General features: G+C 60.6%; 20 protein-coding genes. 6 read left to right on the top strand and 14 right to left on the bottom strand.

The genetic code is table 11. The features are described 5' to 3' along the window. Positions 1–21: 21 nt before the first annotated feature. From cmk to mtnA, 7 genes are all read right to left on the bottom strand, one after another. Positions 22–711 (bottom strand): (d)CMP kinase, encoded by a 690-nt coding sequence (cmk, locus tag ACLD1X_RS08750; RefSeq protein WP_007973641.1) that lies wholly within the window; start codon positions 709–711, stop codon positions 22–24. Continuing rightward, on the bottom strand, positions 708–2,915 hold the full coding sequence (locus tag ACLD1X_RS08755; RefSeq protein ID WP_429367137.1) for a bifunctional prephenate dehydrogenase/3-phosphoshikimate 1-carboxyvinyltransferase: 2,208 nt from the start codon (positions 2,913–2,915) through the stop codon (positions 708–710). Before ACLD1X_RS08755 ends, cmk begins: the two co-directional genes overlap by 4 nt. 28 nt (positions 2,916–2,943) lie before the next feature. Beyond that, entirely contained in the window at positions 2,944–4,056 is a 1,113-nt protein-coding gene (gene hisC / locus ACLD1X_RS08760) for a histidinol-phosphate transaminase (RefSeq protein WP_429366967.1), read from the bottom strand. A gap of 13 nt (positions 4,057–4,069) precedes the next feature. Then, on the bottom strand, positions 4,070–5,164 hold the full coding sequence (gene pheA / locus ACLD1X_RS08765) for a prephenate dehydratase (RefSeq protein WP_007939916.1): 1,095 nt from the start codon (positions 5,162–5,164) through the stop codon (positions 4,070–4,072). Next, positions 5,164–6,249: a 3-phosphoserine/phosphohydroxythreonine transaminase gene (serC, locus tag ACLD1X_RS08770; RefSeq protein ID WP_095944015.1), complete on the bottom strand. Its 1,086-nt coding sequence runs from the start codon at positions 6,247–6,249 to the stop codon at positions 5,164–5,166. The genes pheA and serC overlap by 1 nt, the downstream gene beginning before the upstream one ends. 250 nt (positions 6,250–6,499) lie before the next feature. Further along, the gene (gene gyrA, locus ACLD1X_RS08775) at positions 6,500–9,154 is read right to left on the bottom strand and encodes a DNA gyrase subunit A (RefSeq protein ID WP_057400294.1); all 2,655 of its coding nucleotides are present in this window, start codon (positions 9,152–9,154) and stop codon (positions 6,500–6,502) included. A gap of 416 nt (positions 9,155–9,570) precedes the next feature. Further along, positions 9,571–10,647 carry an S-methyl-5-thioribose-1-phosphate isomerase gene (gene mtnA, locus ACLD1X_RS08780; RefSeq protein WP_429366968.1) on the bottom strand — a complete coding sequence of 359 codons (1,077 nt, stop codon included), beginning with the start codon at positions 10,645–10,647 and terminating at the stop codon, positions 9,571–9,573. A gap of 108 nt (positions 10,648–10,755) precedes the next feature. On the opposite strand from mtnA, the gene ACLD1X_RS08785 reads away from it, so the two are divergent. The 5 genes from ACLD1X_RS08785 to ACLD1X_RS08805 all read left to right on the top strand — a co-directional run bounded on the left by ACLD1X_RS08785 (position 10,756) and on the right by ACLD1X_RS08805 (position 15,744). Continuing rightward, the gene (locus tag ACLD1X_RS08785; RefSeq protein WP_429366969.1) at positions 10,756–12,090 is read left to right on the top strand and encodes a TRZ/ATZ family hydrolase; all 1,335 of its coding nucleotides are present in this window, start codon (positions 10,756–10,758) and stop codon (positions 12,088–12,090) included. 59 nt (positions 12,091–12,149) lie between these two features. Next, the gene (ubiG, locus tag ACLD1X_RS08790) at positions 12,150–12,848 is read left to right on the top strand and encodes a bifunctional 2-polyprenyl-6-hydroxyphenol methylase/3-demethylubiquinol 3-O-methyltransferase UbiG (RefSeq protein ID WP_157710867.1); all 699 of its coding nucleotides are present in this window, start codon (positions 12,150–12,152) and stop codon (positions 12,846–12,848) included. A gap of 4 nt (positions 12,849–12,852) precedes the next feature. Beyond that, the gene (gene mupP / locus ACLD1X_RS08795; protein ID WP_429366970.1) at positions 12,853–13,524 is read left to right on the top strand and encodes an N-acetylmuramic acid 6-phosphate phosphatase MupP; all 672 of its coding nucleotides are present in this window, start codon (positions 12,853–12,855) and stop codon (positions 13,522–13,524) included. A 175-nt stretch (positions 13,525–13,699) separates the two neighbouring features. Then, positions 13,700–14,440: a YciK family oxidoreductase gene (locus ACLD1X_RS08800; RefSeq protein WP_429366971.1), complete on the top strand. Its 741-nt coding sequence runs from the start codon at positions 13,700–13,702 to the stop codon at positions 14,438–14,440. 377 nt (positions 14,441–14,817) lie between these two features. Further along, positions 14,818–15,744 carry a GGDEF domain-containing protein gene (locus ACLD1X_RS08805; RefSeq protein ID WP_429366972.1) on the top strand — a complete coding sequence of 309 codons (927 nt, stop codon included), beginning with the start codon at positions 14,818–14,820 and terminating at the stop codon, positions 15,742–15,744. A gap of 153 nt (positions 15,745–15,897) precedes the next feature. Here ACLD1X_RS08805 and ACLD1X_RS08810 read toward each other — a convergent pair whose 3' ends face one another. The 7 genes from ACLD1X_RS08810 to ACLD1X_RS08840 all read right to left on the bottom strand — a co-directional run bounded on the left by ACLD1X_RS08810 (position 15,898) and on the right by ACLD1X_RS08840 (position 23,712). After that, positions 15,898–16,659 (bottom strand): TenA family transcriptional regulator, encoded by a 762-nt coding sequence (locus ACLD1X_RS08810; protein ID WP_429366973.1) that lies wholly within the window; start codon positions 16,657–16,659, stop codon positions 15,898–15,900. Between the two features lie 76 nt (positions 16,660–16,735). Beyond that, positions 16,736–19,195 (bottom strand): EAL domain-containing protein, encoded by a 2,460-nt coding sequence (locus tag ACLD1X_RS08815; protein WP_429366974.1) that lies wholly within the window; start codon positions 19,193–19,195, stop codon positions 16,736–16,738. Positions 19,196–19,382: 187 nt separating this feature from the next. Further along, positions 19,383–21,200: an ABC transporter ATP-binding protein gene (locus ACLD1X_RS08820; RefSeq protein WP_429366975.1), complete on the bottom strand. Its 1,818-nt coding sequence runs from the start codon at positions 21,198–21,200 to the stop codon at positions 19,383–19,385. Further along, positions 21,193–21,795, bottom strand: coding sequence for a DsbA family protein (locus tag ACLD1X_RS08825; protein ID WP_429367139.1), 603 nt, complete (start codon positions 21,793–21,795; stop codon positions 21,193–21,195). The genes ACLD1X_RS08820 and ACLD1X_RS08825 overlap by 8 nt, the downstream gene beginning before the upstream one ends. A gap of 36 nt (positions 21,796–21,831) precedes the next feature. Next, entirely contained in the window at positions 21,832–22,773 is a 942-nt protein-coding gene (locus tag ACLD1X_RS08830; protein WP_429366976.1) for a rhodanese-related sulfurtransferase, read from the bottom strand. Between the two features lie 102 nt (positions 22,774–22,875). Then, positions 22,876–23,175 (bottom strand): BolA family protein, encoded by a 300-nt coding sequence (locus ACLD1X_RS08835; RefSeq protein WP_429366977.1) that lies wholly within the window; start codon positions 23,173–23,175, stop codon positions 22,876–22,878. Positions 23,176–23,187: 12 nt separating this feature from the next. Next, positions 23,188–23,712 (bottom strand): DUF2059 domain-containing protein, encoded by a 525-nt coding sequence (locus ACLD1X_RS08840; RefSeq protein ID WP_429366978.1) that lies wholly within the window; start codon positions 23,710–23,712, stop codon positions 23,188–23,190. A 191-nt stretch (positions 23,713–23,903) separates the two neighbouring features. Here ACLD1X_RS08840 and ACLD1X_RS08845 point away from each other — a divergent pair, with 191 nt between their 5' ends. After that, the gene (locus tag ACLD1X_RS08845; RefSeq protein ID WP_429366979.1) at positions 23,904–25,298 is read left to right on the top strand and encodes a class II fumarate hydratase; all 1,395 of its coding nucleotides are present in this window, start codon (positions 23,904–23,906) and stop codon (positions 25,296–25,298) included. The last annotated feature ends 71 nt before the right edge of the window (positions 25,299–25,369 follow it).

Consider the following 25,369-nt stretch of genomic DNA (forward strand, 5'->3'; position numbering starts at 1 on the left):
GGTCCCCTGCGGCCTTCTTGGTCACCCGGCGATATCGCGAATGGCGATCTCGCTCATGATGCGTTCCAGCACCTGGTCGATGGACAATTCCGTGGAATCCAGCTGTATGGCGTCAGCCGCCGGTTTGAGCGGGGCTACCGCTCGCTGGGTGTCACGCTCATCGCGCGCACGTATCTCATCTAGCAGACTCGACAGACTAACACCCTCGACCTTGCCCTTCAACTGCAAATATCGGCGGCGCGCCCGCTCCTCGGCACTGGCGGTCAGAAAAATCTTCAGCGGCGCATCCGGAAACACCACCGTACCCATGTCGCGACCATCGGCCACAAGACCCGGTGCTTCCTGAAAAGCTCGTTGGCGCTGCAGCAGCGCCTCGCGCACAGCGGGCAGCGCAGCCACCTGGGAAGCGCCGGAACCGACGCTTTCGGTACGAATGACATCGCTGACTTCATCACCCTCCAGGATGATGCGTTGCAACTGACCGTCCGTCGCCGCGATGAACTGCACATCCAGATGAGCGGCCAGTTTCTTCAGCAGTTCTTCATTGGTCAGGTCGACACCATGGTTATGTGCGGCGAAGGCCAGCAATCGGTACAACGCACCGGAATCCAGCAGGTTCCAGCCCAGGCGTTTCGCCAGAATCCCGGCTACCGTGCCCTTGCCCGAACCGCTTGGCCCATCGATGGTGATGACCGGTGCAATGTTGTTCACGACTGAGCCTCTTGTGCCACGCGAATACCGACCTGTGCGCACAGCGCCAGGAAGTTCGGGAACGACGTCGCGACGTTGGCGCAATCGTGGATGCGGATCGGGGCACTGGCGCGCAGCGAAGCAACGCTGAACGCCATGGCGATACGGTGATCACCATGACCATGCACTTCACCGCCGCCGATCTGGCCGCCGTCGATGATGATGCCGTCCGGGGTTGGTTCGCACTTGACGCCCAGCGCCAGCAAACCATCCGCCATGACCTGGATGCGATCAGACTCCTTGACCCGCAGCTCTTCAGCGCCGGTCAACACAGTGCGCCCTTCGGCGCAGGCCGCTGCCACGAACAGCACCGGGAATTCATCGATGGCCAATGGAACCAGCGCCTCAGGAATCTCGATACCTTTGAGTTTAGCTGCACGTACGCGCAAGTCTGCTACCGGCTCGCCGCCCACTTCACGCTGGTTTTCCAGGGTGATGTCGGCGCCCATCAGGCGCAGGATGTCGATCACGCCGGTACGGGTCGGGTTGATACCGACGTGTTCAAGCACCAGCTCCGAACCTTCAGCGATCGATGCGGCCACCAGGAAGAATGCCGAGGACGAAATGTCACCCGGGACTTCGATGTGGGTCGCGGTCAGCTTGCCGCCGGACTCGACCGATGCGGTCGCACCGTTGACCGCTACCGGGTAGCCGAAGCCACGGAGCATGCGCTCGGTATGGTCACGCGTCGGAGCAGGCTCGGTCACCGTGGTCTTGCCTTCGGCATACAGGCCGGCCAACAGCAGGCAGGACTTAACCTGGGCACTGGCCATCGGCATGGTGTAGGTCAGCCCCTTGAGCTTGTTGCCACCCCGAATGGTCATCGGCGGACGACCTTCGGCGGCGGTTTCGATCACCGCGCCCATTTCACGCAGCGGATTGGCCACGCGGTTCATCGGGCGCTTGGACAGCGAAGCGTCGCCGGTCAGGGTGCTGTCGAAATCCTGCGCAGCCAGCAGGCCGGACAGCAGGCGCATCGAAGTACCGGAGTTACCCAGATAGATCGGGCCCGGCGCCGGCTTCAGACCATGCAGGCCAACGCCGTGAATGGTCACGCGACCGTGGTGCGGGCCTTCGATGACCACGCCCATGTCACGGAAAGCCTGCAGGGTCGCCAGGGCATCTTCACCCTCGAGGAAACCTTCGACTTCGGTGACACCTTCAGCGAGGGAACCGAGCATGATCGAACGGTGGGAAATCGACTTGTCACCTGGTACGCGAATCCGACCGGACAGGCGGCCACCAGGTTGAGCCAGGAAAATCAGATCGTTGGAATTCATAGCGTCCACATAGGCCCTGCGGGCCAGGATTTTACTGAAATGCTCGCGGGCAACCCGGGCGCGAGTGAAAACGCCCAACAATTGGTGCCCATCCCCTGCATCGACCGCGTCGCGCAAGGCGTCGAGATCGCTGCGAAATGTATCGAGTGTGCGCAGGACAGCTTCGCGGTTGGCGAGGAAGATGTCGTGCCACATGACCGGGTCGCTACCGGCGATTCTTGTGAAATCGCGGAAACCGCCCGCAGCGTAACGGAAGATCTCAAGATTTTCATTGCGCTTGGCCAGTGAATCAACCAAGCCGAACGCCAGCAAATGCGGCAGATGACTGGTCGCGGCCAATACTTCGTCGTGACGCTCGACCTGCATGTGCTCGACATCGGCGCCCAATTCGCGCCACAGACGGTCGACCACCGCCAGGGCTGCCGGATCGGTTTGCTCCAGCGGCGTGAGGATCACCTTGTGGCGACGGAACAGCTCGGCGTTGGAGGCTTCCACGCCGCTCTGCTCAGAACCGGCAATCGGATGCCCCGGCACGAAGCAGCATGGCATGCTGCCAAACGCTTCAGTGGCAGCGCGCACCACATTGCCCTTGGCGCTGCCGACATCGGTCAGGATTGCCTGCCCCAGATCCATGCCGGCCAGACGCGCGAGCACTTTCTCCATGGCCAGGATCGGCACCGCCAGCTGAATGACATCGGCGTCCTGACAAGCAACGCCCAGATCTTCCTCGCAGCGATCGACCACACCCAACTCGACCGCGAGTTTGCGCGATTGCGGATCGAGATCGACCCCGACCACTTCGCGGCATATGCCGCTTTCACGCAAACCCTTGGCAAACGAACCGCCGATCAACCCAAGACCGACCACCACCAGGCGACCGATCATAGGTTCAGCAGATTGCAGAGCAGTGACATCAACCACGAGCCAGAACCTTGGTCAGCGCTTCGAGGAAGCGGCTGTTTTCTGCCGGCAGACCAATGGTGATGCGCAGGTGATTCGGCATGCCGTAGTTGGCTACCGGACGCACGATCACGCCTTCACGCAACAAGCCCTGGAATACCGGGGCCGCGACCTGACCGAGATCGACACAAATGAAGTTGCCCCTGGACGGAATCCAGCTCAGCCCCAGTTCGCGGAAACCGGCTTCCAGTTGCTGCATGCCGGACTCGTTCAACTGACGGCTTTGCGCCAGATACTCTTCGTCCTTCAACGCGGCACAAGCAGCGGCCAGGGCCAGGCTGTTGACGTTGAACGGCTGGCGAACGCGGTTCAGCACATCGGCAACGACCGGCGTCGACAAGCCATAACCCACGCGCAGTGCCGCCAGGCCATAGGCCTTGGAGAAGGTGCGGGAAACCAGCAGGTTCGGATAAGCCGCCAGGAAGTCCAGGCCATCGGGCATGTCGCTGCCTTCGGCGTACTCGATGTAAGCCTCGTCCAGCACCACCAGCACATGCTCAGGAACATCCTGCAGGAATTCGTCCAGCGCCTCGGCGTCGAACCAGGTCCCGGTCGGGTTGTTCGGATTGGCGATGAACACCACGCGGGTGTTGGCGTCGATGGCTGCCAGCATGGCCGGCAGGTCATGCCCCCAGTCCTTGGCCGGGACCACCTTGGCCTGTGCGCCGACGGCCTGAGTGGCAATCGGGTAGACCGCGAACGCATGTTCGCTGAACACGGCATTCAGGCCCGGTGCCAGATAAGCACGGGCCACCAGCTCAAGAATGTCGTTGGAGCCATTGCCCAGCGTCACTTGATTGAGCTCGACACGACACTGTTCGGCCAGCAGGGTCTTGAGTGCAAAACCGTTGCCGTCCGGATAGCGGGTCAGCTCGGCCAGCGCATCACGGATGGCCGCCAGCGCCTTGGGACCGGCGCCCAGCGGGTTTTCATTGCTCGCCAGCTTGACGATGCTGGCCGGATCGAGATCCAGCTCACGCGCCAGTTCGTCCACGGGCTTGCCCGGAACGTAAGGCGAAAGTTGTTGCACGCCCGGCTGTGCCAGAGCGAGGAAATTGCCACTCATTTGCTACCGCCCCTTAGAGAACTGCTTTCGGGTAGGAACCCAGCACCTTGAGTGCCACTGCTTCCTGACTGATCTTTTCCAGCACACCTTTGACCAGCGGATCACGGTGGTGGCCGACAAAGTCGATGAAGAACACGTAGGTCCATTTGCCACTGCGCGACGGACGGGTCTCGATTCGTGTCAGGTCGATGCCGTTGTCGTGGAACGGCACCAGCAACTCATGCAGCGCACCCGGTTTGTTGCTCATCGAAACGATGATGGATGTCTTGTCGTCGCCGGTCGGCGGCACTTCCTGATTGCCGATCATGAGGAAGCGCGTGGAGTTGTCCGGGCGATCCTCGATCTTCTCGGCCAGGCGGGTCAACCCGTACAGGCCGGCCGCCATGTCGCCGGCAATCGCCGCCGAATTCCACTCACCCTTGACCCGCTTGGCCGCTTCAGCGTTGCTGGACACCGCCACGCGTTCGACATTCGGGTAATGGGCGTCCAGCCACTTGCGGCACTGGGCCAGTGACTGGGCGTGGGAGTAAATGCGGCTGATGCTGTCGGTCTTGGTGTTTTCACCAACCAGCAGGTGATGGTGGATACGCAGCTCGACTTCGCCGCAGATCACCATGTCATGCTCGAGGAAGCTGTCGAGGGTGTGGTTGACCGCGCCCTCGGTGGAGTTTTCCACCGGCACCACGCCAAAATTCACCGCACCCGCCGCCACTTCACGGAACACTTCGTCGATCGCCGCCATCGGCTTGCTGATCACGGCGTGGCCGAAGTGCTTCATGGCCGCCGCCTGGGTGAAGGTGCCTTCAGGGCCCAGGTAAGCCACTTTCAGCGGCTGCTCGAGCGCCAGACAGGAAGACATGATTTCACGGAACAACCGCGCCATCTCTTCATTGCCCAGCGGCCCCTGGTTACGCTCCATGACACGCTTGAGCACCTGAGCTTCACGCTCGGGACGATAGAACACCGGCACTTCGCCTTCGGCCAGCGAGGCCATCTTTACTCGCGCGACTTCCTGGGCGCAGCGCGCACGCTCACTGATCAGCTCCAGGACCTTTTCGTCCAGGGCATCAATGCGCAGGCGCAGTGCCTTGAGTTCTTGCTCAGACATTAGCCGTGTTCCTTCTCGAACTCTGCCATGTACGAAACCAGCGCATTGACGGCGTTGATGTCGACGGCGTTATAGATGGAGGCGCGCATGCCGCCCACGGAACGGTGCCCCTTGAGGTTCAACAGGCCACGCTCGTCGGCACCGGCCAGGAAAGGCTTGTCCAGACGATCATCAGCCAGGCGGAACGGCACGTTCATCCACGAGCGGTCCGACTTGTTGATCGGGTTGCTGTACAGGCCGCTGGCATCGATGAAGCCATACAGCGTGCGCTGCTTGACTTCGTTGAGCTTGCCGATGGCCTCGACGCCACCCTGCTCTTTCAGCCACTCGAACACCAGGCCGGACAAATACCACGCCAGGGTCGGCGGGGTGTTGTACATCGAACCGTTATCGGCCGCGACCTTGTAGTTGAGCATGGTCGGGCACAGGGAACGAGCCTTGCCCAGCAGGTCTTCGCGAACGATGTTGACGACGATACCGCTCGGGCCGATATTTTTCTGGGCGCCGGCGTAGATCATGCCGAAACGCGAAACATCCACCGGGCGCGACAGGATGTCCGAAGACATGTCGGCCACCAGCGGCACGTCACCAGTCTCCGGAATCCACTGGAACTCCAGGCCGCCGATGGTTTCGTTCGGCGCGTAGTGGACGTAGGCCGCGTCCTTCGACAACTTCCACTCGTTCTGACCGGGAATGGCGAAATAGTCGTACGGCTTGGCGGTGCCGGCAACGTTGACGTGGCCGTAGCGCGAAGCTTCTTCGATGGCTTTCTGCGACCAGATACCGGTGTCGATATAGTCGGCCGAGCCGTTTTCCGGCAACAGGTTCAGCGGAATCTGGGCAAATTGCTGGCTGGCGCCACCTTGCAGAAACAGCACTTTATAGTTCGACGGGATATTCAGCAGATCACGCAGATCCTGCTCGGCCTTGGTGGCAATGGACACGAACTCATCGCTGCGATGGCTCATTTCCATCACCGACAGACCCTTGCCGTGCCAGTCGAGGAGTTCACCCTGGGCGCGCTGCAGGACAGCTTCGGGAAGCGCCGCAGGACCGGCACAGAAGTTATAGGCTCTCTTGCTCACATCCAATCTCGCTCTGATTTGGTGGTAACACGCGATAAATCACAATATCAATCGACACAGGATCCCTGCTGACGCAGACAACCTGTGGGAGCGAGCCTGCTCGCGAATGCATCGCCGCGGTGTTTCAGAGGTACCGCGGCGCCTGCTTCGCGAGCAGGCTCGCTCCCACGGGGGATATCCATGGGTGTCGAAATTTTCCGTTCGGACAAACAACAAGGGGGCGAATTTTCATCCGCCCCCTCATATCCACTTACTCTTGTGGCTCTTCGTCAGCAGCGGCGTCGAGTTGCTGGTCTTCGGCAACGTCGTCAATCACGACCTCACCGACGAACCCTTCACCCTCTTCGCCTTCCAGCTCTTCACCTTCGACTTCCGACGGCTCCTGAACCCGCTCCAGCCCGACCAGCGTTTCGTCGTTGGCCAGTTTGATCAGGGTCACGCCCTGGGTGTTACGACCCAGGCTGGACACTTCGTCGACACGGGTACGCACCAGGGTACCCTGGTCGGAAATCAACATGATTTCCTCGCCGTCGAGCACCTGAACCGCACCGACCAGACGGCCGTTACGCTCGTTGCTGACCATGGCAATAACGCCCTGACCGCCACGCTTGTACTCAGGGAACTCGGTGATCGCCGTGCGCTTGCCAAAACCACGCTCGGAAGCGGTGAGGATCTGGCTGCCTTCTTCAGGGATCAGCATGGAAATCAGCTTCTGGCCTTCCGGCAGGCGCATGCCGCGCACACCGCGGGCGGTACGACCCATGGCGCGAACGTCGGACTCTTTGAAGCGAGTCACCTTGCCGCCATCAGAGAACAGCATCACTTCACGCTCGCCATCGGTGATGGCTGCGGAAATCAGCACGTCACCTTCGTCCAGCTCCAGCGCGATCAAACCAACGCTGCGTTGACGGCTGAAGGATTCCAGCGGGGTCTTCTTCACGGTGCCGTTGGCGGTGGCCATGAAGATGTAGTGACCCTCGGTGTATTCCTCGACCGGCAGCATGGTGGTGATGTACTCACCGTCGTCCAGCGGCAGCAGGTTGACCAGCGGACGGCCACGGGCAGCGCGGGAAGCCTCGGGGATTTCGTAGGTTTTCAGCCAGTACACCTTGCCCTTGCTGGAGAACAGCAACAGCGTGGTGTGGCTGTTGGCAACCAGCAGGTGAGCGATGTAGTCCTCATCCTTGACGCCGGTCGCCGACTTGCCTTTACCGCCACGACGCTGGGCCTGGTACGCAGCCAATGGCTGGGTCTTGGCGTAGCCGCCGTGGGAAATGGTCACGACGCGCTCTTCTTCCGGGATCATGTCACCCAGGGTCAGGTCGAGTCGGGCGTCGAGGATCTCGGTACGACGCACGTCGCCGTATTCGGCGCGGATCACTTCCAGCTCTTCGCGGATCACTTCCATCAGGCGCGTGGCGCTGTTGAGGATGCGGATCAGCTCGCCGATCTGGTTGAGGATCTCTTGATACTCGGCCAGCAGTTTTTCGTGTTCCAGACCGGTCAGGCGGTGCAGACGCAGTTCCAGAATGGCTTGCGCCTGTTCTGGCGACAGGAAGTACTTGCCATCGCGCAGGCCGTATTGCGGATCGAGGTTTTCCGGACGGCACGAATCAGCACCGGCCCGCTCGACCATCGCCACCACAGCCGAGGACTCCCAAGGGGTGCTGACCAGCGCTTCCTTGGCTTCCGACGGGGTTGGCGAGGCCTTGATCAGGGCGATGACCGGGTCGATGTTCGACAGGGCTACCGCTTGACCTTCAAGGATGTGACCACGCTCGCGCGCCTTGCGCAGCTCGAACACGGTACGACGGGTAACCACTTCGCGACGGTGACGGACGAAGGCTTCCAGCAGGTCCTTGAGGTTCAGGATCCGCGGACGGCCGTCGATCAGCGCGACGATGTTGATACCGAACACCGCTTGCAGCTGGGTCTGGGCGTAGAGGTTGTTGAGGATGACCTCAGGCACTTCGCCGCGACGCAGCTCGATCACGACGCGCATACCGTCCTTGTCGGATTCGTCGCGCAGTTCGGTGATGCCTTCGAGCTTCTTCTCCTTGACCAGCTCGGCGATCTTCTCGATCAGACGCGCCTTGTTCAGCTGGTAAGGGAGTTCGGTGATGACGATCTGCTGACGGCCACCGACCTTGTCGATGTCTTCGATGATCGAGCGGGCGCGCATGTAAATGCGCCCGCGACCGGTGCGGTAGGCTTCGATGATGCCGGCGCGACCGTTGATGATCGCGGCGGTCGGGAAGTCCGGACCCGGGATGTATTGCATCAGTTCATCGACGGTCAGCTCGGGATTGTCGATGAGTGCCAGGCAACCGTCGATGACTTCACCGAGGTTGTGCGGCGGAATGTTGGTCGCCATGCCCACGGCGATACCGCTGGAACCGTTGACCAGCAGGTTGGGAATACGGGTCGGCATGACCGCCGGGATCATTTCGGTGCCGTCGTAGTTCGGCACCCAGTCCACGGTTTCCTTGTGCAGGTCGGCCAGCAGCTCGTGCGCCAGCTTGGTCATGCGCACTTCGGTGTATCGCATGGCCGCGGCGTTGTCGCCGTCCACCGAACCGAAGTTGCCCTGGCCGTCTACCAGCAGGTAGCGCAGGGAGAATGGCTGCGCCATCCGAACGATGGTGTCGTACACCGCGGTATCACCATGCGGGTGATACTTACCGATCACGTCACCGACAACACGGGCAGATTTCTTGTACGGCTTGTTGAAGTCGTTGCCCAGCTCGCTCATCGCGAACAGCACGCGCCGGTGCACGGGCTTCAAGCCATCGCGCGCATCCGGCAGTGCCCGCCCGACAATTACGCTCATCGCGTAGTCGAGGTAGGACTGCTTCAGCTCGTCTTCGATATTGACCGGGAGGATTTCTTTGGCCAGTTCGCCCATGAGAAGCCTGATTCCTTTTTCTGGTGAAACTTCGTCAGGACCAACGAAGCTCGTCGATACAGGCTTAGTGCCATGCACCGACTTACGACAAATCAACGAGTTATGCCATGGATCTGCGCAGTACGGGCTACCACTTCGGGCAACCCTGGAAACCGCCGGATGTTATCACAAGAGCCGCCACGCACCTATCCCCCAGATGCGCATGGAGAGTAGTTAGTTGACCGATGACAGGCTTGAGGGGGACGAGAGGGGCTTAGAGCTGTATTGAATGAAAAATTTGCGACTGATTCGGGCTGATTTGTTGGCTTTTAGGGCCTCTTCGCGGGCAAGCCCGCTCCCACAGGGTTCTGTGGCGCTCACAAAACCTGTGGGAGCGGGCAAGCCCGCGATAGCCATCTATCAGGCGCTAGAAATCATCAATGCAAACGCTTGCGGCACATCAACTGCGCCATCTTCACCGTATCCGGACGCTCGACGATGCCTTTTTCGGTGACGATCGCATCGATCAGGTCCGCTGGCGTCACATCGAACACCGGGTTGAAGGCCTCGACGTCGGCCCCGACGCGCTTGCCACCGACCTCCAGCAACTCGCGACCGTCACGTTCCTCGATCGGAATGTCATCGCCACTGGCCAGGTTCATGTCGATGGTCGAACTCGGCGCCACCACCATGAAGCGCACGCCGTGGTGCATGGCGTTGACGGCCAGTTGATAGGTGCCGATCTTGTTGGCCACGTCGCCATTGGCGGTGATCCGGTCAGCGCCGACGATGACCCAGGTAGGGCCCTTGGTCTTCATGATATGCGCCGCGGCGGAATCGACATTGAGGGTCACGGGGATGCCTTCATTGGCCAGTTCCCACGCGGTCAGCCGCGAGCCCTGCAGCCATGGGCGGGTTTCGTCGACATACACCTGCTCGACCATGCCCTCGATGAATGCACCGCGAATCACCCCCAGCGCCGTGCCGAAGCCACCCGTGGCCAGCGCACCCGTGTTGCAGTGGGTCAGGATCGCCTGGGCATTGCCCTGATGCTTGCGGATCAGGTCGACACCCAGTTGCGCCATGGTCAGGTTGGCTTCGCGATCACTTTCGTGAATGGCGATGGCTTCGGCCTCCAGCACTTCCAGCGGGTCGGCATTGTCTTTCAGGCGATCAAGCCGATCATGCATGCGCCCCAGCGCCCAGAACAGGTTGACCGCTGTGGGACGGGAGTCGGCCAGCAGCGCAAAATCCTCTTCCAGTGCCGCATACCAGTCGCCACCTTCGGCAATCCGGGCACGGGCCGCGAGCACGATGCCATAGGCGGCACTGATGCCGATGGCCGGTGCGCCACGCACCACCATCGAGCGAATGGCTTCGGCCACACCGGCTGCGCTGGTGTAGGCGATCCAGGTTTCCTCGAATGGCAAAATACGCTGATCCAGCAGATGGAGAGCGCCATCACGCCAATCGATGGCCTTTACCTTTTCCGCAGCCAACAGTCGATCGCGCATCCCTCACCCCGCACTCATGAACAAAAGCCGCCGATTATAGCGATCCCACCGCGAAGACGCTCGGGTATACTTCGCCATCCTTTACAAAAGCACTGGAACCGACCCTCGATGCCGAACACTGCCGCTGCGCTCGACCTGTTATTGCTGCCGACCTGGCTGGTACCCGTCGAACCCGCTGGTGTTGTCCTCAAGGAACATGGCGTGGGCATCCGTGATGGACGCATCGTGTTTATCGGTCCACGTTCCGCCGCACTGAAGCTTAACGCAACCGAAACCCGCGAATTGCCCGACGTGTTGCTCAGCCCCGGCCTGATCAATGCCCACGGACACGCGGCGATGACCCTGTTCCGTGGCCTGGCCGATGACCTGCCCTTGATGACCTGGCTGGAGAACCACATCTGGCCCGCCGAAGCCAAGTGGGTCGACGAGGACTTCGTGCGCGACGGCACCGACCTTGCCATCGCCGAGCAGATCAAAGGCGGCATCACCTGTTTCTCTGACATGTATTTCTTCCCGAAGGTTGCCAGCGAGCGCGTGCACAACAGCGGCATTCGCGCACAGATCGCGATTCCGATCCTCGACTTCCCCATTCCGGGCGCCGCTACCGCGGACGAAGCCATTCGTCAGGGCGTTGAACTGTTTGGCGATCTCAAGCACCACGAGCGCATCAAAATCACCTTTGGCCCCCATGCACCCTACACCGTAGGCGACGAAAACCTGGAAAAAATCCGGGTGATCGCCGAAGAGCTCGACGCTTCGATCCACATGCACGTGCATGAAACCGCTTTTGAAGTGCAGCAATCGGTCGAGCAGCGCGGTGAACGCCCATTGGCTCGCCTGGCGCGCCTGGGCCTGCTTGGGCCGCGCTTCCAGGCGGTTCACATGACCCAGGTCAGCGATGAGGACCTGGCACTGCTGGTAGAAAGCAACAGCAATGTGATTCATTGCCCGGAGTCGAACCTGAAGCTGGCCAGCGGGTTCTGCCCGGTCGAGCGCTTGTGGCAGGCCGGGGTCAATGTCGCGGTCGGCACCGATGGTGCGGCGAGCAACAATGACCTGGACCTGCTCGGCGAAACCCGCACCGCGGCCCTGTTGGCCAAGGCTGTCGCCGGCTCGGCCACCGCACTGGATGCTCATCGCGCCCTGCGCATGGCCACCCTCAACGGCGCCCGGGCACTGGGCATCGAGGCCCAGGTCGGCTCGCTGGAAATCGGCAAGGCGGCGGACATGGTGGCTTTCGACCTCTCCGGCCTGGCCCAGCAACCGGTCTACGACCCGGTTTCGCAGCTTATATACGCCACCGGCCGCGACTGCGTGAAACACCTTTGGGTTGCCGGCAAGCAGTTGCTCGACGACCGTCGCCTGACACGCCTTGATGAACAACAGCTAGGCACTGTTGCGAAGGCCTGGGGCCAGCGCATCAGCGGCCATACCGAATCGTAAGCACCCTGGAGCACAATCCGGGGCAACAGGAATTTTCAAGTTTTTCGAGGACTTAAACCATGAGCAACGTCGACTACGCCGAAATCGCCAAATTCGAAGCCCTGGCCCATCGCTGGTGGGACCGTGAAAGCGAATTCAAACCGCTGCACGACATCAACCCGCTACGAGTCAACTGGATTGACGAACGGGTCAATCTGGCCGGTAAAAAGGTCCTCGACATCGGTTGCGGCGGCGGCATCCTCAGCGAAGCCATGGCCCAGCGCGGCGCGACCGTGATGGGGATCGACATGGGTGAAGCACCCTTGGCGGTTGCCCAGTTGCATCAGCTGGAATCGGGCGTGAACGTCGAATACCGGCAGATCACCGCCGAAGCCCTGGCCGAGGAAATGCCCGAGCAATTCGACGTGGTCACCTGCCTGGAAATGCTCGAACACGTACCGGATCCGTCGTCGGTCATCCGCGCCTGCTTCCGCATGGTCAAGCCCGGCGGCCAGGTGTTCCTCTCCACCATCAACCGCAACCCGAAGGCGTACCTGTTCGCCATCGTCGGCGCCGAATACATCATGAAGCTGCTGCCGCGCGGCACCCACGACTTCAAGAAATTCATCCGCCCTTCCGAACTCGGCGCCTGGAGCCGCATGGCCGGCCTGACCGTCAAGGACATCATCGGCCTGACCTACAACCCGTTGACCAAGCACTACAAGCTGGCCGCCGACGTGGACGTCAACTACATGATCCAGACCCTGCGCGAGGAGTAAGCCGATGCCTATCAGAGCAGTTCTTTTCGACATGGACGGCACCCTGCTCGACACCGCGCCGGACTTCATTGCGATCTGTCAGGCGATGCGTGCCGACCGCGGCCTGCCACCGATGAACGACAAACACATCCGCGACGAGATTTCCGGCGGTGCCAGGGCAATGGTCGCAGTGACCTTCGCCATGGACCCGGAATCGCCGGGTTTCGAGGAGTTGCGCCAGGAGTTCCTGGAGCGCTACCTCGTGGGTTGCGCCGTTCACAGCAAGCTGTTCGACGGCATGCCTGAATTGCTCGCCGATATCGAGAAAGCGAACCTGATCTGGGGCGTGGTCACCAACAAGCCGCTGCGTTTCGCCGAACCGATCATGCAACAGCTGGGACTGGCCGAGCGGTCGGCGCTACTGATCTGCCCGGATCACGTGAAGAACAGCAAACCGGATCCAGAGCCATTGATCCTCGCTTGCAAGATGCTCGACCTCGACCCGGCCAGCGTGTTGTTCGTGGGGGATGACCTGCGGGATATCGAGTCGGGTCGGGATGCCGGCACCAGGACTGCGGCGGTGACCTTCGGCTATATCCACCCGGATGACAACCCGCGAAATTGGGGTGCGGACGTGGTGGTCGATCATCCGCTGGAGCTGCGCAAGGTTTTGGATAGCGCCCTCTGTAGCTGCTGAGACCCGGTTTCGGGTTTTGGGAATACGGCGTGAATGCTGACGCCTTCGCGGGCAAGCCCGCTCCCACAGGGTTTGTTGGTGGATACAAAATGAATGAACACCTTCAATCCTTGTGGGAGCGGGCTTGCCCGCGATTGGCAGCGCCGCGATCTGTATCTGTTTTGTGAGGTTTTTTATGTTCGATTATTCCGCCCGCCCTGAACTGCTCAAGGATAGGGTCATCCTGGTCACCGGCGCCGGTCGCGGCATCGGTGCCGCCGCAGCAAAAGCCTACGCAGCCCACGGCGCAACCGTACTGCTGCTGGGCAAGACCGAAGCCAACCTGAGCCAGGTCTACGACGAAATCGAAGCCGCCGGCCATCCACAACCGGCGGTCATCCCGTTCAACCTGGAAACCGCCCTGCCCCATCAATACGATGAGCTGGCAGCGATGATCGAAAACGAATTCGGCCATCTCGACGGTTTGTTGCACAACGCTTCGATCATCGGCCCGCGCACGCCGATCGAACAGTTGTCCGGCGAAAACTTCATGCGCGTCATGCAAGTCAACGTCAATGCCATGTTCATGCTCACCAGCACATTGCTGCCGCTGCTCAAGCTGTCGCAGGATGCCTCGGTGGTGTTCACTTCCAGCAGCGTCGGGCGCAAGGGACGTGCGTATTGGGGCGCCTACGGCGTTTCCAAATTTGCCACTGAAGGCCTGATGCAAACCCTGGCTGACGAAGTCGATACCGTGGCCCCGGTACGCTCCAACAGCATCAATCCGGGCGCTACCCGCACCAGCATGCGTGCCCAGGCCTACCCGGGTGAAAACCCGCTGAACAACCCGACGCCCGAGGAGATCATGCCGGTCTACCTTTACCTGATGGGCCCGGACAGCGCCGGTATCAATGGCCAGGCGTTCAACGCCCAGTAACGACCGTACGTCGCTTTTTGCTGCCGCGCCGGCTTCCCGCCGCGGCTCGCGAAGGCTTTCAAATTCAGGCCAGGCACCTGTCAAACAAACGTCACACGCAGCGCCCTGCAGGTTGAAGACGAACACCAACCAATTGATTTAATACATATTTTATTCGGATGAACCGAATGGCACGACTTTCGCTCTAAGTTTGCTCAAACACGTAATGTGAAAGCAGACACGGGTGAAGCTTGAGTGCAGCAGTTACTCATCTTCTACAAAGCGGATTAAACTTGTACGAAATGTCCTACGGGACTGACGGACCAGTACGACGCGCAGCCCTAAGCCGCTCTCACCCTGCTTGTAAGACAGCCTTACTGCTTAGGGGCGCACGCCTTATGAAACCACCTTCCCAGACCAACGCAATTGACTTCGATAGCGCCAAATTGCAGCGCCTGGGCTTTGGTCAGCAGCCGCCTCTTCTGGAAAGGCCTGTCAGTCTTGCGCAAATGCGCCAGCAACTGAGCCTGCAGCTGCAAACCAGTCTGGAGCCGCAACGCATTCTCGGCACGTTCTATCGCGAGATTCAGCGCCTGGTGCCGCTGGATGCCTTGTGCTACCAACACAAGAGCAGCGACCTGCGCCTTGAGTTCGGCCAGCGCGGCCACCACTCCCTCAGTTACAGCCTCAGCCACGAAGGCGAACACCTGGGTGAGCTGGTTTTCCGCCGCAATCAGCGCTTCAGCGAAGCGGAACAGGGCAATCTCGAATCACTGCTGGCCGCGCTGCTTTTCCCGATGCGCAATGCGCTGCTTTACCGTACCGCCACCCAAAGCGCACTGCGCGACCCGCTGACGGGCACCGGTAACCGCATCGCCATGGACCAGACGCTGCAAAGGGAAATCGAGCTGTCCCGGCGCCATCTGCAACCGTTGTCGGTGCTGATGCTGGACATCGATCACTTCAAGCAAGTCAACGACACCCATGGCCACAGCTCCGGCGATGATGTGCTCAAGGCAGTCGCTGCCTCGATCAAAAACCAGCTGCGCAACGTGGACATGGTGTTCCGCTATGGCGGTGAAGAGTTCCTGATCCTGCTCTCGAACACCAGCCGCGAGGCCGCGGCCATGGTCGGTGAACGACTGCGTTTTGCAGTGCAATCTGAAGAATACCTTGGCGATGCTCATACGATCTTGCTGACGGTCAGCCTCGGCTGTTCGACCCTGTTGCCCGGGGAGTCCGCAGAGAGCCTGTTGCGACGGGCAGACAGCGCATTGTATGTGGCCAAGCGTGAAGGCCGTAACCGGCTGGAGATGGCGGGCTGATTTTTCAGCCACAACACAAAACAATGTGGGAGCGACGGTGCGACGATTCGACCTGCTCGCGATGACGTGCTTTCATTCAACACTTCTGGTGAATGTCAGGCAGCTATCGCGAGCAAGCTCGCTCCCACAGTTGTTTTTCAAGCAGACGCTGAATCAGCCTTCAGCCAATGCCATCCGCTCACGAACCACCGGCGCCCGCTCGGCGTGCTCCAGTTGCATGCAACGCTCGAGAAACAGGTACATGTAGTCGTAACTTTTGCAGACAGCCTGACGCAATTCCACCTGCAGGGATTTGCTTGGGTTGGTGCCCGCCAGGGTGCAAATGATTTCCAGCGCTTCCCATGGATGGGCATCGTCGTACTGGGCGTGCATCTTCAGCCACTTCATCGCCCGCTTGCGATCTTCCTCGGGGAACGAGGCGGCGTAGATACCGCTGGAACAAACGACCGCCGACCATTCACCGGTCGCCCCTTCGATGGCGTAGTTGGTGGCGGCAATCGCCACGATCAGCGAGTCGGCTGAACTGGTGTGCCAACACCAATGGCTCAGGGCATGAAGCTCCGGCGGCACCTGCTGTGCCTGCAGGTCTTCCAGGCTGACACCGTGCGCGCGGCTCCAGTGCACCCAGTAATCGGCGTGGTTCAATTCGACGCGGATATTACGCATCAGCCAGCGACGTGCCATGTCTTCGCCGGGATGACGGGCAAAGCGGGTCTTGGTCAGGTTTTGTGCCATATATAACGCGAACTGTTCGACCACCGGCCAGCCACCGATCAGGTACTGGCGCATGGTCTTCGCACTGAGTCTGTTGTCTCGCATGCGCTGGTACAGTTCGTGTTCGACAACCCGGCGCTTGCTCTCGCTGCAATCCTGGATCAGGCGCTGGGCCCAGGCAGGATAACTTGCAGCTTCCATGAGCGGTCCGGTTCGGTTGAATGTGTCGATCACTGTCGAGCTCCTTTTGATTGTGATTGTAAGACCGGCAGGAATTTCAACGGAACGTGCCAGGCGCCTTGAACAACAGCGGTTGGGGCCTGGCGGGACGACTCAGCAAGGTATCGCTGGTAAACAGATGCGGGCGTTCAATCACATACCCTTGAGCGTAATCCACCCCGATCTCGAGCAATGCCTGCTCGATCTGAGGCGTTTCGACAAACTCGGCAATCGTGCGCTTACCCATGACATGGCCGATGTGATTGATCACTTCGACCATGGCGCGGTTAATCGGGTCGTCCAGCATATCCTTTACGAAACTCCCGTCGATCTTCAGGAAGTCTACAGGCAAATGTTTCAGATACGCGAATGAGGACATTCCGGCACAAAAGTCATCCAGTGAAAAATGGCAACCTAAGCCTTTGAGTTCATTAATGAATCGAATGGCACTGCCAAGATTTGAAATAGCACTGGTCTCAGTAATTTCAAAACAAATCATTTCAGGCGGAATCGAATACGTCACAAACTGTTCGCGCAGGAAGTCCAGGAACGCCTCATCCCCGATCGTCGTGCCTGACAGATTGATCGCACACATGGCCAGCGGCCCGTGGCCTTGCTCGGCCCGGCACTGGGCAATGATCTTGAACACGTTCTGTACAACCCAGCGATCAAGCGAGCTCATCAGGCCATAACGCTCGGCCGCCGGAATGAAGCTGTCGGGCAAGATCATCCGCCCGGCTTCATCATGCAAACGCAGCAGGATTTCAATGTGCCCGCCGTCCTTTTCGATATGGCCCAAGGGGGCGATTTCCTGGGCGTACAGGCAAAAGCGGTCCTCCTCGAGCGCCATGTGCAAACGCTGCACCCAGGCCATTTCGCCGAAACGCAGGGACAATTCCGAGTCATCCGGATGATAGACCTGCACCCGGTTCCGGCCCTTTTCCTTGGCCATGTAGCACGCCATGTCGGCAGCACGCAGCGAGGCTTCGAGCGTCGTCGGATTCTGTGCGACATGGACCAACCCGATGCTCACCGTGGTGACGAAAGGCCGGCCCTTCCAGACAAAATGCAGATTCTGCACAGTCTGGCGCAGGCTCTCGGCAATTTTCTCCGCTGCTTCCGGTGCGCAGTTCTCCAGCAGGATGCCGAACTCGTCACCGCCAAGGCGCGCCAGGGTATCGCCTTCGCGCAGTCCCGACTGCAACAAGGCACAGATATGCCGCAACAGTTCATCGCCTGCCGCGTGGCCACAGGTATCGTTGACCAGTTTGAATTGATCCAGATCGAGGAACATCAGGGCATGGCGCCCCGTGTAACGGGTCAGGTTGTGCAGCGCCTGCTCCAGGCGATATTCGAATTCGCGGCGGTTGGCGAGGCCGGTCAAGGCATCGTGGGTCGCCTGCCATGACAGATTGGCAATGTATTGCCGCTCCTGGGTCATGTCATGCAGCACCAGTACCGTCCCGCTGACTTTGCCGGCATTGCGGATTGGCGCGCCGACCAGCGTGACCGACACCGTGCTGCCGTCCAGGCGTTGAATCAGCTTGGAGTGTTCACTGCCGCCACTGAGCTGGCCACTGAGAATATGCTCGATCAGGGTGAAACCATCGGTCTGCGCGTTTTCATCCAGCAGATTGAACAGCGCCGCCAGCGGCAATCCTGTCGCCTGCTCGGCCTTCCAGTGGGTCAGCGCCTCGGCCGCCGGATTCATGTAGGCAATCGCACCGGAAACGTCCGTGGTGATCACACCGTCGCCAATGGATTGCAGGGTGATCTGCGCCCGTTCCTTCTCCAGTTGCAACGCATCGGCGAAGGCATGGCGCTGCTTGAGCAGCTTGTGAGTGCGCATCAAGGCCAATGCAATCAGGCCCAGGGCGGTGGCCAGGTTCGTCACCAACAACAGACGCAGAATCACCCGCGAACCTTCACCCAAGGCATCGCTGAAGGCTTTCGCCGCCGGTGTCACACCGTCGTTGATGGCAAAAATCTGCTCCTTCCAGCGTTGCACATCCGCACGGGAGGCCGGGCCGGAGGCGATGTGCTGATGCATGTCCCGCGCAACGCCATCGAGCTGGACCAGATAGGCATCACCCACGGTCCAGAGGTTGATGGCCTTTTCGAGGTAACTGAAGTGACGAAAGTTGAGGTACAGCCAGATCAGGCTGGACACGTCGTCCGGATGGTTGCCGCCCTTGAGGATCGCCACACGTGCGGCCTCGATGTTCGGCGGCTGATGGTCCAGCGCCACACGCAACTCATGCCCGCCCTGGGGCACGGAGATGGCGTTCTGGTATTTATGAAAAATCGCTTCGTCGCCGCTGTCGGCATAGAGATTGAGGTAATAGATGGCGTCTTTCTGGCCCTTGGACCAGAGGCTTTCGCCGGCAACATAGCCGCGAACCGCCGACAGCACATATAGGCTAACGCCGCCCAACAAGGCTTGAAACAACACAACGGCGATAAATGGCCAGACGATGCCCAACAACCGTGGCGTTCCGAGAGTCCGCGTTTGATTCATGAGGTCCCTTGCATTAGCACTGCTTGCTCGTCTTCCGGACGAAATCGCTGTAGCTAGACTAGGTTGCGATTCCGATCCCGGCAAGCGACAAGCTATGCCCGGAGGCCGTATCGCGACCATTGAATCCGGTCGCGATGATGTTTTTTATAATTTTGAAGTGGCGCCCTGCAACCTTGATGTCGTCTCGCTACAACCGCTGCAAATGCCCATACAGCTTGGCGTACAAACCACCATCGGCAATCAGCTGCTGGTGGTCGCCATCTTCGGCAATTTGCCCGCCATCGAATACCAGCACCCGGTCGGCCTGCTTCACGGCTGACAAGCGGTGAGCAATGATCAACGTGGTGCGGTTGCTCAGGAACCGTGCCAGTGCCTGGTGCAGGTTGTACTCGGTGGCGGCATCCAGCGCCGAAGTCGCTTCGTCGAGGATCACCACTTTCGGTTCGGCCAGCACCATCCGCGCAATGGCCAGGCGCTGGCGCTGCCCACCGGACAAACGCACGCCGGAGCGCCCGACGATGCTGTCCAGGCCATTGGGCAAATCGCGGACCGTGTTGTGCAGCTGGGCGATTTCCAGCGCCTGCCAGCAGGCCTGGTCACTGCGTTCACGGCCCATGGTCAGGTTGGCGCGGATGGTGTCGTTGAACAGGGCCGGATGCTGCAGGACCACGGCGACATTTTCCCGCACGGTCTCCAGGCCGATCTCTTGCTGGGTCGAACCACCGAAACGAATGGTGCCGGCCAATGGCGTGTACATGCCCAGCAGCAGTTGCACCAGCGTGCTCTTGCCACCGCCGCTGGCACCGACGATCGCGACTTTTTCGCCCGGCGCGATGGAGAGATTCATCTGGCTCAGCACCAGTTCGTCACCGTAGCCGAAGCTCAAGCCCTGAACCTCGATCCCGACGGTTTCGCGACCGGTGAACGGGTCGACTCCGCCCGGGTACTCGGGTTCGTCGGCGCGCGACAGCAGTTCGTTGATCCGCGACAGCGCACCGCCGGCAGCGTAGTAGGCATATTGCAGGTTCAGCAGTTGTTCCACCGGGCCGATCATGAACCACAGGTAGCTGAACACCGCGAGCATCTGGCCGATGGACAGGTCGGAGAACAACACCGTGAGCATGGCCGCGGCCCGGAAAATATCGATGCCGAACTGGAACAGCAATCCGCTGGCCCGGTTCGAAGCGTCGGTTTTCCACTGCGAGTTCACCGCGTAATCGCGCACATCCCGGGCACGCTGGCCCAGGCGCCCGAGGAAAAAACCCTGGCGGTTGCCGGCGCGAACTTCCTGGATGGCATCCAGCGTTTCGGTCAGCGCCTGGGTAAAGCGCGAAGTGCTGTCGTTCTCGAGCTTCTTGAGGTGCTTGACCCGCTTGCCCAACTGCACGGTGGCGTAGATCACCAACGGGTTGAACAACAGAATCAGCAGCGCCAGCTTCCAGTGCATCCACATCAGGATGCCGGCAGTGCCGACCAGGGTCAGCATGGCCACGAGGAAACGGCTGAGGGTTTCACCGACGAATTTGTCCAGCGTGTCGAGGTCGGTGACCAGATGCGTGGCCACCGTGCCGCTGCCCAGGCTTTCGTATTCACCCAGCGAGATACGCTTGAGCCGTTCGATCAGGCGGATGCGTATGCGGTAGACGATATCCTTGGCCAACCCGGCGAACAATTTCGCCTGCACCACGTTGAACAGCAACGCCGTGCAACGCAGGGTCAAGGTCACCAGCAACATCAGGCCGATGTAGCCCGCGGCTTTCTGCCAGCCTTCGGGCAGCGCGTGGTTCATGATCTTCAGCGCGGCATCACCGTGCCCCAGCAATACCTCGTCCACCAGCAACGGCAGCAGCAAGGGAATCGGCACGCTGCACAGGGTCGCCAGCACGGCCACGCCGTTGGCGATCCACAGGGATTTCTTGTGATGCAGGGCCAGGCGACGGATTTCCGCCCAACTCAGGCGGTCGACACGTTTAACGGTAGCGACATCATCGGGCAGGTCATGCACAGGCGGCACGCTCCAGCCAGCGGCCAAGCAGCGGGGACAACTCGCCCAAAGGCTGATAGCCGTTGGTCAGCAACGCCAGTTGGCCGTTACGCTCAGCCAGCAGGGTGGGGAAACCGGCAATGCCCAGGTCCTGGACCCAGGTGAAGTCGGCAGCGGTGGCCGCGTGCATGTCGGCCCGGTCGAACGCACCGGCGAACTCGATGCGTGGCAAACCGGCTTGTTCCGCCAAATCCACCAACACGCAGGCCTGCGTGACGTCGCGACCCTGGGCATAGAACGCGTGCTGAATCAGCCCGAGCAGTTTCCACGCGCAATCCGGTGCCAGGCTGCGGGCCGTCACCAATGCCCGGCAGGCAGGTTCGGTGTCATAGACAAAGCCGTCGGGCAGCGCGCCTTCGAGCTTGAACGGCTGCCCGGTGGCCTCGGTAACTGCCTGCCAATGCTCAAGGATATAGCGCCGGGTAGACGGCTCCAGCGCTGAACCGCTGCCAGTGCGCAAACCTCCGACGATCAGGTGCACATCCACGCCTGCGGCTTGCGCCTGCTCGACCAGTGCGTTGGCCACCGGGGCAAACCCCCAGCACCAGGAACACATCGGGTCCATCACATAGAGCAGGCGCGCAGACATGGTTCAGGCCTCGGAGGATGCTTGCTTATAGTTGTAGCCGATCGGGTGAGGCTGGTTACGAGCCTTGGCCAGTTCGATCTGCTTCTGCCGGTCGATGGCGCTGCGACGGGTCTTCTCGCTCAGCTTATCCCAGCAATGCGGGCAACTGATGCCGGCCACGTAGTGCTCGGACGCGCGGTCTTCCACGCTGACCGGCGTGCGGCAGGCATGACATTGGTCGTAGTCGCCTTCGCTCAGGTCATGGCGAACCGTCACGCGGTTGTCGAACACAAAGCAGTCGCCCTGCCATTTGGTCTCTTCCTGCGGCACCTCTTCGAGGTACTTCAGGATGCCGCCCTTGAGGTGGTAGACCTCGTCAAAACCCTCGCTGAGCATGTAGCTCGAGGCTTTCTCGCAGCGGATGCCGCCGGTGCAGAACATCGCGACCTTCTTGTGCACGGCCGGGTCGAAGTTGGCTTTGATGTAGTCGGGGAATTCACGAAAACTGGTGGTTTTCGGGTCGATGGCGCCTTCGAAGGTACCGATCGAGACTTCGTAATCGTTTCGGGTGTCGATCAACAGCACTTGCGGGTCGCTGATCAGCGCGTTCCAGTCTTGCGGATCGACGTAGGTGCCAACCTTCTTGTTCGGGTCCACGCCTTCTACGCCAAGGGTGACGATTTCTTTCTTGAGTTTGACCTTGGTGCGGTAGAACGGCTGCTCGTCGCAGTACGACTCCTTGTGGTCGATGTCGTCCATGCGCGGGTCGTTCTTGAGCCAGGCCATCAGCCCGTCAATGCCTTCGCGGCTACCGGACACGGTGCCGTTGATGCCTTCTTCGGCAATCAGCAGCGTGCCTTTGATGCCGTTGTCGACCATCGCTTGCAGCAGTGGCTCGCGCAGGGCGACGTAATCTTCCAGGGTGACGAACTTATACAGTGCCGCCACGACAATCTGTTGTGTCATGGGTGAATCTCCAGGTGGCTACCCTCGTAAGGGGTGAACCGGATGCGAAAAAAAACGCGCCGGGTTAGCGGCGCGTTGGGCATTCTAACAAAAAACCGGGGTTTAGTGCTTGCTGCCACCGGCACAGGTCGGCGAGGCCGGAGCCGCGTCGATCCCGGCCCATTCCTGCGGCGTGTAGGTATGCAGCGCCAACGCATGGAACTCGCCCATCAGCTCGCCGAGCGTGGCGTAGACTTTCTGGTGGCGCTTGACCCGGTTCAGGCCTTCGAACTGTGTGCTGACGACCACAGCCTTGAAGTGGGTCTGTAACCCTCGGCTGTGCATGTGGCTCTCGTCCAGCACTTGCAGATGCTCCGGCTGAAGCAAGGCCAGCGTCGATTCGATGCGTTGTTGCATGGTCATACCGAACTCCGCTTAAGGCTTTTTCTTGGCTGGAGCGGCCGCGTCTTTCGGCGTCAGCTCGGCGGTCATGTCAGCCAGCAGCTTGTTGACCACAGGCACCGCGCTTTCCAGCTTGGCCTGGGTCATCTGGGCCGATTGCTGGGTCAGCTGGGGCATTTTTTCCAGGACTTTCTTGCCCAGTGGCGACTGATAGAACGCAACCAGGTCCTTGAGCTCGGATTCGGTGAAGTTGCTGGTGTAGAGCTTGACCATGTCCGGCTTCAGCTTGTTCCAGCCAATGGCCTGGTCCAGAGCGGCATTGGCCTTGGCCTGGTAGGTTTCCAGCACGGCTTTTTTCGACTCAGGGGCTTTGGTCTGTTCGAAACGCTGGGCAAACATCTGCTGTACTTGCATGTACACAGGGGTGCCCAGTTTGTCAGCGTGCGCCATGGTCAGGAAAGCCTCGGCACTGGCGTTATGGCTGGCGGTGTCGGCAAAAACCTGGCCGCTGGCGCAGACCAAAGCAACCGCGGTACAGATGGCACGAAGACGAGTCATCGAGTTTCCTTTTCTAGCTGGCGAGGTAAGACCCCAAGGGCGTCCATTCTGCGCCTAAAAAAGTGTGTCGCTCAACCCCAAGCCTTGTCGCGCCTGATTTAGAGGGGTTGAATGGTCAAATCCAGACTGATGGAACCACGGTCGTCGAGCACGGCCTAAACTGCGCAATCGGACCTACAGGAGTGAGCAAGATGAGCCGTATCGAAACCGACAGCCTCGGCGAGGTTGAAGTCCCGGATGAAGCCTATTGGGGCGCTCAGACGCAACGCTCGCTGATCAACTTCGCCATAGGCAACGAACGCATGCCGCTGGCCGTGTTGCATGCCCTGGCGCTGATCAAGAAAGCCGCGGCACGGGTCAATGATCGCAACGGCGACATACCCGCCGATATCGCCCGTCTGATCGAGCAGGCGGCCGACGAAGTGCTCGCGGGCGACCACGACGACCAGTTTCCGCTGGTGGTCTGGCAAACCGGCAGCGGCACCCAGAGCAACATGAACGTCAACGAAGTGATCGCCGGTCGCGCCAACGAGCTGGCCGGCAACCCGCGCGGCGGCAAGTCCCCGGTGCACCCCAACGATCACGTCAATCGCTCCCAGAGCTCCAACGACTGCTTCCCCACCGCCATGCACATCGCGGCCGTCCAGGCCGTGCAACAGCATTTGCTGCCGGCGATCAGCGAACTGTCCGGCGGTCTGGCCGAGTTGGCCGCCCGGCATATGAAACTGGTCAAGACCGGCCGTACCCACATGATGGATGCGACGCCGATCAGCTTCGGCCAGGAAGTCTCGGCCTTCATCGCGCAACTCGATTACGCCGAGCGGGCGATCCGCAGCGCACTGCCCGCGGTCTGCGAGCTGGCCCAGGGCGGAACGGCCGTCGGCACGGGGCTCAATTCCCCCCATGGCTTCGGTGAGGCCATCGCCGCAGAATTGGCCGCCCTCTCCGGCTTGCCGTTTATCACCGCACCGAACAAGTTCGCTGCGCTGGCCGGCCATGAGCCTTTGACCACGCTGTCCGGCGCGCTGAAAACCCTCGCCGTGACCCTGATGAAAATCGCCAACGATCTGCGCCTGCTGGGTTCCGGCCCGCGCGCCGGCTTCGCCGAAGTCAGGCTGCCGGCCAATGAGCCGGGGAGCTCGATCATGCCGGGCAAGGTCAACCCGACCCAGTGCGAAGCCTTGTCGATGCTGGCCTGCCAGGTACTGGGCAACGACGTCGCCATCGGCTTTGCCGCCAGTCAGGGCCACTTGCAGCTGAACGTGTTCAAACCGGTGATCATCCATAACCTGCTGCAATCGATCCGTTTGCTGGGTGATGGCTGCAGCAACTTCCAGCAGCATTGCGTGGCCGGCCTGGAGCCGGATGCGGAAAAAATGGCTGAACACCTGGAACGCGGCCTGATGCTGGTAACCGCGCTCAACCCGCACATTGGCTATGACAAATCGGCGGAGATCGCCAAGAAGGCCTACAGCGAAGGACTGACCTTACGCGAGGCGGCGTTGCAGCTCGGGTACCTGACCGACGAAGAGTTCGATGCGTGGGTAAGGCCGGAGAACATGCTGGAGGCTGGGGCCAAGGGCTGAGTTTTGTAGCGTCTGACAGTCAGCCTTCGCGAGCAAGCCCGCTCCCACATTGGATCTCTGTGGGAGCGAGC

The organism is Pseudomonas sp. 18173, assembly GCF_050432945.1.
Classification (GTDB): domain Bacteria; phylum Pseudomonadota; class Gammaproteobacteria; order Pseudomonadales; family Pseudomonadaceae; genus Aquipseudomonas.